11 protein-coding genes and 1 pseudogene are annotated in these 9,303 nt (G+C 50.2%); 5 read left to right on the top strand and 7 right to left on the bottom strand.

The window, feature by feature from the left end; all coding sequences use genetic code 11:
- Together Q0338_RS08635 and Q0338_RS08640 are read right to left on the bottom strand one after the other, a co-directional pair.
- A partial coding sequence (locus Q0338_RS08635) for a hypothetical protein (protein WP_298086394.1) occupies nt 1–581 on the bottom strand: 581 nt, incomplete at its 3' end.
- A 30-nt stretch (nt 582–611) separates the two neighbouring features.
- On the bottom strand, nt 612–1,112 hold the full coding sequence (locus Q0338_RS08640) for a hypothetical protein (RefSeq protein ID WP_298086395.1): 501 nt from the start codon (nt 1,110–1,112) through the stop codon (nt 612–614).
- Between the two features lie 53 nt (nt 1,113–1,165).
- Between Q0338_RS08640 and Q0338_RS08645 the strand changes: the two genes are divergently transcribed.
- Nucleotides 1,166–1,297 carry a hypothetical protein gene (locus Q0338_RS08645; RefSeq protein ID WP_298086396.1) on the top strand — a complete coding sequence of 44 codons (132 nt, stop codon included), beginning with the start codon at nt 1,166–1,168 and terminating at the stop codon, nt 1,295–1,297.
- A 318-nt stretch (nt 1,298–1,615) separates the two neighbouring features.
- On the opposite strand, the gene Q0338_RS08650 is transcribed toward Q0338_RS08645, so the two are convergent.
- On the bottom strand, nt 1,616–2,248 hold the full coding sequence (locus Q0338_RS08650) for a hypothetical protein (RefSeq protein WP_298086397.1): 633 nt from the start codon (nt 2,246–2,248) through the stop codon (nt 1,616–1,618).
- Nucleotides 2,245–3,537 carry an aminotransferase class V-fold PLP-dependent enzyme gene (locus Q0338_RS08655; RefSeq protein WP_298086398.1) on the bottom strand — a complete coding sequence of 431 codons (1,293 nt, stop codon included), beginning with the start codon at nt 3,535–3,537 and terminating at the stop codon, nt 2,245–2,247. Before Q0338_RS08655 ends, Q0338_RS08650 begins: the two co-directional genes overlap by 4 nt.
- A gap of 115 nt (nt 3,538–3,652) precedes the next feature.
- Between Q0338_RS08655 and Q0338_RS08660 the strand changes: the two genes are divergently transcribed.
- The 4 genes from Q0338_RS08660 (at nt 3,653) to Q0338_RS08675 (ending at nt 7,248) form a co-directional block, all read left to right on the top strand.
- On the top strand, nt 3,653–4,468 hold the full coding sequence (locus Q0338_RS08660; RefSeq protein WP_298086399.1) for a DUF234 domain-containing protein: 816 nt from the start codon (nt 3,653–3,655) through the stop codon (nt 4,466–4,468).
- Nucleotides 4,465–5,463, top strand: a complete 999-nt coding sequence (locus Q0338_RS08665; protein WP_298086400.1) for a HAMP domain-containing sensor histidine kinase — start codon at nt 4,465–4,467, stop codon at nt 5,461–5,463. Before Q0338_RS08660 ends, Q0338_RS08665 begins: the two co-directional genes overlap by 4 nt.
- A gap of 129 nt (nt 5,464–5,592) precedes the next feature.
- Nucleotides 5,593–6,264, top strand: a complete 672-nt coding sequence (locus Q0338_RS08670; RefSeq protein WP_298086401.1) for an isochorismatase family cysteine hydrolase — start codon at nt 5,593–5,595, stop codon at nt 6,262–6,264.
- Between the two features lie 252 nt (nt 6,265–6,516).
- The gene (locus Q0338_RS08675; protein ID WP_298086402.1) at nt 6,517–7,248 is read left to right on the top strand and encodes a DUF6683 family protein; all 732 of its coding nucleotides are present in this window, start codon (nt 6,517–6,519) and stop codon (nt 7,246–7,248) included.
- A gap of 254 nt (nt 7,249–7,502) precedes the next feature.
- Here Q0338_RS08675 and Q0338_RS08680 read toward each other — a convergent pair whose 3' ends face one another.
- From Q0338_RS08680 to Q0338_RS08690, 3 genes and pseudogenes are all read right to left on the bottom strand, one after another.
- Nucleotides 7,503–8,138, bottom strand: coding sequence for an NAD-dependent epimerase/dehydratase family protein (locus Q0338_RS08680; protein WP_298086403.1), 636 nt, complete (start codon nt 8,136–8,138; stop codon nt 7,503–7,505).
- Between the two features lie 110 nt (nt 8,139–8,248).
- On the bottom strand, nt 8,249–9,007 hold the full coding sequence (locus tag Q0338_RS08685; RefSeq protein ID WP_298086404.1) for an SDR family NAD(P)-dependent oxidoreductase: 759 nt from the start codon (nt 9,005–9,007) through the stop codon (nt 8,249–8,251).
- A 108-nt stretch (nt 9,008–9,115) separates the two neighbouring features.
- Nucleotides 9,116–9,303: pseudogene (locus Q0338_RS08690) on the bottom strand (flavin reductase); the annotation flags it as partial.

Genomic DNA, 9,303 nt, shown 5'->3' on the forward strand with positions numbered 1-9,303 from the left:
CTGCTACCCCATAAAAACGTATCGCCGACCGTAACGCTAAAATAGCTCTTCTCTTTCGTTTCAAAAATCCTTAGGTCGCGCACCCTGCCGTTAGCCTCGCCGCTAGACTTCGTCTCTTTTGCGGTGCCTAGCATCGATCTAACGCGTAAGCCCAAAGACGCCTCGCGGTGATACTTAAACCAAGCAAAGGCAAGAGAGCCGAAACCAAAAACAAGCAGCAAAGTGCTAAAAAGCGGCCACCGTCCGCCAAAGCCCAAAAAAACAGCCCAAACGGTAGCCGCGGCGAACAACAAAAACAGCGCAAAAAACAGAGTCGCAAAAAAGGAGCTAGGCTCGTAGGCGTACCAGGCCGCGGAGTTTAAAGAGCGGTTTTTTAGCCCCAAAACCCGCCCCTTTTTATCGCAAACCGCCAGCATCTCATCGCCGTCATCTACCGGCAAGAGCGGACTTTGCAGCGAGCGAACGTTTAAAATTTGCCCATCCAAGCTAAAGCTATAATCAAATCCGCTTTTGTCTTTATAGACGCACTCAAGCGAACCCGCGCGGCCGCCGAGCAGGTTTAAACCGTTTTGCGTTTTCATTTAAAAAATCTCCTCAAATTTGACGCCATTTTATAAATCCATCTCATTTAAAAATTTTCTTAAAGCCAGATACGCCTCGACCGTGCCGCTTAAGCTTTTGTTTTCGCTCCAGTATATGTGCAAAAAAGGCAGCGATAAAAACAGGCAAACAACAAAGGCAAACAAGGCTGCCATGCCTGCAAATTCGGACAAATATTTACTTAAATAAATGATAGGTATCGCAAAAATCGCGCCTAGAATTTTACCCGGAACGATATCAAAGATCGCCGCCCAAAATAGTATAAAATGCGCGCGCCAAGCGTAGTTTTTGAGCCACTTGTTTGAGGTCAAATTTTTAAAATTCCAAACCTCGTTTTGCTCGTCGTAGGCGATAGCTAGGCGGTCGTTTTCGCGCGGCACGAGGCGATCTTTAGAAATTTTGGCGTTAAATTTCGCGCCCGCGATCTCAAAAATGCAGTCATCCGTCGCCGCATTCCACCTCACGTTTTTTACCTCGCCCGCTAAGACCTGAAACTCGCGCGAATCTCGCATCTAAATTTTCTCCAAAGTTTTTGTAAATTCGTAAAAATTAACGCCGAGCAAATTTGAGCGGGACACAAAAATACATCAAATTTGAGCAGGACAAAAACCCGTGCGGGTGCATAAATTTAACCGCGTGCGCAAAAAGCGCAAGCAAAGGCTTTAAGCCTGACGACCGAGTTTTGCTCGAGCGCTAGCAGAATTTAGCAAATTTACGCCGTAAAGATAGCCGTAAAGCCCGCCAGGCAAAATAAAATGCCGCCGGAAGCGAGCCAAATTTGCCCGTAAAAAGCAGTCAAATTTGAGCAAAAGCAAATTATGCACCGCTCGATAAATTTACCAAAAAATCGACCCAAATTTTAGCCTAGCAATCGCCGATGCGTCAAATTTGAGCCAAATAATCTAAATTTACATGAGACGCGAAGCCGTCCGCAAAAAGACAAAAGCGCGGACGGTCAAATTTGACGGATCGCCTGGCCGAAAAAAGCAAATTTATGCCGCGAAAGCCCGCAAATTTAGCGCGCCGCTAGTCCTTCTAGCTCCTTTGCCAGCGAGTTTACCTTCGAGTCGTCCATGCCGTTGCGCTCGACGTCGCTCACGACGATGTCCTCCCACGCCTTGGCAAACTCAGCCTGCGATAGTCCCAGGCCGCCCTCGCCCTTTGGTAGCATACCGCTGATCACCAGCGCGCGGAAGCACACGTGGCGGTCGCCCTTGTAGGCTTTGCACTGCTCTAGCGAGTTTTTAAACTCGGCTCCTAGGTGCTGCGTGACCTTATCGTCCGGGTATTTTTCCGCCGCGCGAGCTATGTTAAGTGCGGCTTCGTAGTACTGCGATATGGCTTTAAACTCGCCGTTTTTAGCGGCGTACCCTAGTAGTTCGCCCGCTCTTTTGCTATCTCTTGGCGCGCCTAGACCAGTAACGTAGAGCAGCCCCAGATCGCCGCACGCGTCTCTTAGGCCTTCGTCGCAGTATTTTTTGCGAAGCTCGAATTCCTCTTTAAATTTACCGCTTTCAAAGTAGTTGTTCGCGCCCGCGACGGAGTTGTACTCGCGCAGTACTTTTGCGTACTGCTCGGGGCTAAATGGCTTTGCCTGCGCGCAAACGGCGCAAAGAGCAAACAGGGCTGCGGCTAAAATTTTATTCATTTCTTTTCCTTTTTGGTTTTAAATTTTTTGATAGTTTTTTTGATGGCCTTTAGCAGATAGGCGACGTCTTTTGGCGTGTGCGAGTAGTGCAGGCTCACGCGCACCCAGCCGGGCTTTTGGTCAAATTTCTGATCGTCTTTTAGCCCGAGCAAGTCATGTCCGTACGGACCGGCGCACGCACACCCGGCGCGGGTCTGCACGCCATAGTCCTCGCTCAGCGCCGCGGCGAAATCATATGGCGAAACGCCTTTTACATTAAACGCGAAAATCGGCAGCCTCGGCACTCCGCTCGGGCAGTAGCTCACGACCTCGGGGATCTTATCTAGCCCCTCGCAAAATAGCTTCGTTAGCTCATCCTCGCGGCTTTTTATGACGTCTAGGCCGACCTCGTTTCGCAGTCTGTATGCTAGCGCGGCTCTTATGAGCCCCATCACGTGCTGGGTGCCGCCCTCCTCGGTGCGCTCGATGCTAGGCGCAAAAAAATGCGAGCTGCGGCTCACGTAGCTAACCGTCCCGCCCGCGGCGAAGGTTGGTTTTTCCGACTTTACAAGCTCCTTTTTTATCGCGAGCAGTCCGCAGCTACCCACGCCTCCTAAAAGCTTATGCGGCGAGAGAAATAGCGCGTCGAAGTAGTCGGCGTCGAGGTTGTCGTGCGAGCTAAAACTAGCCGCGTCAAAGGCCACGGTCGCGCCGTATCGCTTCATCATCACGTAGATTTTTTTGTAGTCGCTGATTATCCCCGTGACGTTTGAGGCCGCGCTAAAAGAGCCGATGATCTCGCGCTTTGAGTTGATTTTGAGCAGTTGATCGAGCCTGCCGAAATTTATCTCCCCGCTCTTGCTTAGCGGTATGCGCACGACCTCGCACAGCCCCTCGCGCAGGCTAACCTCGTTTGAGTGGTGCTCGTAGGGCGAGACGATGACGAGGGGCAAATTTGCGCCTTTTACCGCCTCTTCGCCTAGGCGGTTTGCGCTCATAGGCGGCAGGTAAAGCCCCATGATCTCTTGAAATTTCTTTATAGCTCCAGTCGCGCCGCAGCCAGCTGAGATCAGATAAAATCGCTCGTCAAGCCCCAGCGCGTCTTTTAGGCTTTGCCTTGCTTTTTCGTAGCGTTTTTGCGTCTTTAGCGCGTTTGAGGCGCTTTCTGAGTGCGTGTTGGCGTAGGTTTTTAGGTATTTTGCGATCTTGCGCTCTATTGGCGCGTAGGCTAGGCCCGAGGCCGTGTAGTCAAAGTAGCGCACGCCTTTTTTTAAAATAATATTTTTTCTGATTTCGTCGATGCTAACCAAAATTTTTCCTTATAAAAAAAGAGATTATAACCAAAGTTGTGCTAAAATGGGCTAAAAAGGAGCAAAAATCTACGCCTTAAAATCAAGCTACGCGCGCTTTAAACACCTTGATATCTTGCAGCTTATTTACTTTCATCTAGTCTTTGACGCGCTAAAATTTGAGGCGAATTATTACGATATTTTCGAGGCGATCGAAAAGGAAATTTTAGATAAATTTGAAGATTTGTCGCTCAAATTTAGCTTTGACGCGCCTTTTGAGAGCGAGCTTAAATTTGCCCTTTGCAAGCTTGCTAAAAACGACCGCAAAAAATACGCTCTAAATAAATTTCTGCCCCGCCCTCTCATCCTAAAAATTTACGCCGCCGCGATAAACTTAGGCGTAGTCAGCATCGAAAAGACGCTGGAAAAACCGCGCGTAAAAAGCAAATATCAAAAATCCAAAAAGCTGCCCGAGCGCGATAAGGCACAGGATAAGGTGGTCTTTAACGACAATTTTACTAGATTTTGGTTTTATTTCATCGAGCCAAATTTGGCCCTTTTAAAAAACGGCGAAAAGGCCGCGCTGATGGAGATTATCAAGCGAGAGTTCGACTCGTACGCGGGCTTTGGCTTTGAGCTGCTTTGCCGCGAGCTTTTGGCGTTTAGACTAGGCACGGAGCCCGCGCGGGTGCGGAGCCTGTGGGCGAAAAATATCGAGATAGACATATTTTTGAGCCTAGACGGACGTATCATCGTCGGAGAAGCTAAATTTAAAGAGCATAAAATTTGCAAAAACGTGGTAAATTTACTCCTTAAAAAATGCGAGCGACTAGGCTTTGTGCCCGACGCCGTCGCGCTATTTTCCAAAAGCGGCTTTAGCAACGAAGTGCGCCGCCTAAAAAACGAGCGAATTTTACTTTTTGATTTAGAAAATTTCGAGGAGCTTTTATGACTCAGATCGACAAAACCAGCGTCCAAGACGGGCTAAAAAGCCTGATCGAGCAGACCTATCTGATAGAGCGCGAGTACAAAAACCTGACCGCGTCGTATGCGAATTTGCAAGGCTTTATCAAAGATATCGTGGAAATTTTGCCAAACGCGATCTGGGTTTTAGACGAGGCGGGCGAGATATTTTTACAAAACTCAGAAGCCCTAAAACTCGGGCAAATTTTAAAATTTATCCCGCAAAATGAAGGCGAGATAAGCGCCGCGGGGCAAATCTACCTCATCAAAATCGCCCAAAAAGAGGGTAAAAAAATCATCTCCGCAACCGACATAACGACCGAAAAGCGCACCGAGCGCCTAGCCTCGATGGGTCAGGTCGCAGCCCACCTAGCCCACGAGATACGCAACCCCGTGGGCTCGATCTCGCTGCTAGCCTCCACGCTGATAAAAAAGGCTGACGAGCGCGCTCGCCCCGTAGTCGAACAGATGCAAAAGGCGATCTGGCGCGTCGAGCGCATCATCAAGGCCACCTTGCTTTTCACCAAAGGCCTAACGATAAACGCGCGCGAATTTAACCTAGCCGAGCTAAAAGGCGAGTGCGAGGCGGCGATAGAGTGCTACACCTACGGCAAGGAGATCAAATTTAGCCTAAATTTCCCCGACCTGCCCTACGTGGGCGACCGCGATCTGCTCGCGATGGTGTTTCAAAACATGCTGTTTAACGCGATCGATGCGGTCGAGGAAAACGAGGATGATGACGGCTGGGTGTGCGTGGACTACGAGCAGCGCGAGGGCGAGCATAAATTTGCCGTGACCGATAGCGGCGTGCCGATCAAAAACCAAGCCATGGTCTTTGAGCCGTTTAAAACGAGCAAGCTAAAGGGCAACGGCCTAGGCCTGCACCTGTGCCTGCAAATCGTCCAAGCTCACGGCGGCAGTATCGAGATCGAGCTTGAGCCAAAGAGCTTTTGCGTAAATTTGCCCGCAAAGACGGGCGGCTAGGCAGGTGAATTTGATGAAATTTATACTCTAGGCGGAGTTTAAATTTGAACGCGAAATTTAGGGCGGCGGAAGGCTTGGCTTCGGCTGGCCGATCAACGAACAAAAAAACAATCAAAACAAGGAGAGAAAATGAAATTTGACGCGAAAATTTTAGAGGATTTAGCGGTGTGGTTTGAGGAGCTAAAGGAGATTAAATTTAGCGAACTTTTAGCGGGCGACGCGGCAAATACCGCATTTATCAGCGTGGATATGATAGAGGGATTTTGCAGCACCGGACCGCTAGCTAGCCCGCGAGTGGGCGCGATCGCGGACGGTATAGCGCAAACTCTTAGCGCGGCTTACGCGGCGGGCGCGAGAAATCTCGTGCTACTCGAGGATAGCCACGAGGCAAACTGCGCGGAATTTGACGCATTTCCGCCGCACGCGGTCAAAGGCACAGAGGGCGCAAAGACGATACCTCAGCTGCGCGATCTGCCGTTTTTTGACGAGATAAAAATCTTTCGCAAAAACTCCCTGAGCCCGGCTTACTGCGCCGAATTTAACGCATTCCTCGCGCAAAATCCGCAGATCGACACCTTCGTGGTTCTTGGCGACTGCACCGATCTATGCGTCTATCAGCTAGTCTCGCACCTAAAGCTTAGCGCAAACGAGGCAAACATCAGGCGCAAAGTCCTAGTGCCGGCAAGCCTCGTCGCCACCTACGACGCGCCGGGGCACGAGGGGGACTTTTATCACGCGATGTTTTTGCGGCATATGCAAACGGGTCTTGGCGCGCAGGTCGTGCGAGGGATTAAATTTTAGCGCCGATTTTGCCTGCGGAGCGGCTAGCAAATTTAGGCGGCTAGCGGGGTCAAATTTGAGCCTAAGCGCGAAATTTGACTACTTGCCGTGCGTTTGCACAAAATCTCTTGGATGATAAATTTGCACGCCTTTAGCCTCCATCTGCGTGGCGGCATAAAGGCAATCAGAATAAAAAAGATCGTAGCCGCGTTATTTTAGGTATAATGCGGGCAATGCGGCGACGTCGCATGAATTTGTATTAGGAGGCGTTTTATGAAAATTTTAGGCAAGATTCGAGTCGGCGCGGCGGCGCTTGGAGCGGCGATGTGTTTTAGCGGCGCGCAGGCGCTTTATGTTATCGATTATATCGATTTTAACGAGCAGTGGTTGCGGCAGGATGCGTATAACCGTGCTATGAATGAGGCGAAGAAAAATTTAAATCCGCCCGATGATTCCGCCTATGTCAAAGATATCAAGACTGATATACTCTATACGGGCGCGCTGGTACGAGCTGGAGATCATTTTTTGGATATGGACGGCATAGAGCAGATAGCGCAGCTTTTCCCCGCCGCGCAGCGAGACGAGGGGCGGCGCTTGCTAGTAGAGGGTATAGATAAGCTAAACGGCAGCGTCGAGCAGCTATACGGCATACCCAAAGAAAACGTGGCGACCGGCATTGTGGCGCTGCTAGGAGGCGCTTACGCGGCGTATTTTAATCATCCGATGCCGGACGAAGCCGTAAAGCCCGCATTTTTGCAGATCGCCGAGTTTTTGCGCAAAAAACCGGAGCTGTTTGAAGGAAAAGCTACGGAGATGATGAACTCGTATCAGATATCTATGGGACTTGGATTTTTGCTGATGGCGATGCAGCAGGAGTTACAGCAGCATCCAAATCCCGCGCACGAGGCAGAGCTAAAAGCAGTAGGCAGGCTGGTTTTTAAATCATTACTAAACGTAGAACCGGAGCAAATGGATTTTACCGCATCTGGCATAGTCTTTAAATAGGCGTTTTGATTTTTGCGCGAGCAAATCAAAACTACATGCAGGCTTGCGCTACCTGTTAGGCGGATTGCGGCGCAAAAGTCGTCCTAGCGACGCTTTTGGCCGCGACCGAGCAAATAGCCAAACCGCGCTCAAGGATCAAATTTAAATAAAACCGCGCACCTTGAAAATTCGGCCGATTTTTTATTTTAAAATAGCAGGCGCATTTTCGGCGTTTTTAAAAGCTTAAAGCCAAAATCGCCTTTACGCTTTTGCTTCTAAATAAACTCTCTGGGATGATAAATTTGCACGCCCTTGGCCTCCGTCTGTGCGGCGGCGATGACGGCAGCCGCGATATCTTTCGCGCTCATCGGGCGGTAGCTCGTTAAGATAAATTTGGGCAAAAGCCCAAACAGCCAAATCGTAAAAATCTCGCCCATACGCACCTGCTCGCGCTCGCTTTTTATCGCAGGCAGTCGCGCGATTTGCAAGCTTTTAAAACCCAGTGCGGCGATCTTTTTCTCCGCCTTGCCCTTTGCGCGCAGATAAAAAAATCTCGACCGCTCGTCCGCACCCTGCGACGAAATGAGCGCGAAACGGCGCGCGCCTGATGCGATGCCCCATTTTGCGATATTTACGGGGTAGCTCACGTCCACTTTATAAAACTGCCCGCGACTGCCGGCTTGCTTCATCGTCGTGCCCAGCGCGCAAAATATCTCGTCTATCTCGCGCGGCGGCATGTTTTTTACGTCGCTAAAATTTACGATCTGCGTCTCTAACTTTTCGTGGCTAAATTTTAGCTCCCTGCGCGCCCAAACGATGATTTTGTCGTAGTTTTCATTTTCGCAAAGCCCACGCACGATCTCGCGTCCGACCGCTCCCGTAGCACCCACGACCAAAGCCGTTTTACCCATTTTCGTTCCTTAAATTTCTTTAAATTTCAATGCGCTTTGAGGTCAAATTTAGCTCTTATATTACGTTACTCAAATTTTACGCTTCGTCGCGCGACGCATAATGCATAAATTTAGCGTTTGCCCGCGTAGTCAAATCGCGCAGCTTGCAGGCTAAACTCGAAGTTGTTTCGATCCACCGCGCCCACGCACGCGTCGCTATCGTAAAGCGCGAGCAGAAATTCCGCCATCTCCTCGCTTGAGTGATAGCGTTTAAAGGCCGCGTCGTAGTCGTAGCCCGCGTCATCCGTCGCCATGGGACCGAACTCCGTCCTAGTCGCGGCGGGCGCTAGAACTTTAGCCTGCATTTTGGCCTCTTTATCCTGCGCCAGCTCTCGGTGCAAGCCCTCGGTAAAGGCGCTTACGAAAAACTTGCTCGCGCAGTAGGTGACGGCGTTTGGCACCATGCTGTAGCCGCCAGCGGAGGAGATATTGATGAGCTGGGCGGGCTTATGCTTGTAATCGCGCACGAAGAGGTGGCTTAGTAGCGTAAGCGAGATAATGTTGAGCTGTAGCATCTGCGAGATTTTGGATAGATCGCGCTCGCCGACCGCACCGTAATCTCCAAAACCAGCGTTATTTATGAGCGCCTTTAGCTCGTAGCTTTTTAGCTCGTCCCAAAGCGCTAGGACGTTCTCGCTGCGCGCAAGGTCGCAAATTTTAATCACGACGTCTGGTTCAGGCGAAATTTTAGCGATCTCGTCCTTTAAGCTTTGCAGAAGCTCCGCTCTGCGCGCGATTAGGATCAAATTTTCTCCGCGCCTCGCAAACGCCTTTGCCGTAGCCGCTCCGATACCCGAACTTGCGCCGGTGATGACGATATATTTTTTCATTTTCTATCCTTTTTTAGATTCTTTAGCTTGAAATTTACCCAAGCTCGCCGCGTATTTACGCGTGCACTCGTCTTAAATTTACAAATTTGCCAGCATTTTGCGAGGCACTTACTCGCCGCTTATGGGCGTGCGCTTGGTATCTACCGCTTTGCCGTCAAGATAATACCGACCGCCGGCGACGTAGTGGAGCGTTTTTAGCTCGTCAGGGATCTTTTCAAACAGCCAGTGCCCGCCGTCAAATATCCGCTCGTCCGCATACGCCGCGACGACCTCGCCGATGAAAAGATCGTAGCTCT

The organism is uncultured Campylobacter sp., assembly GCF_938018145.1.
Taxonomy (GTDB): domain Bacteria; phylum Campylobacterota; class Campylobacteria; order Campylobacterales; family Campylobacteraceae; genus Campylobacter_A.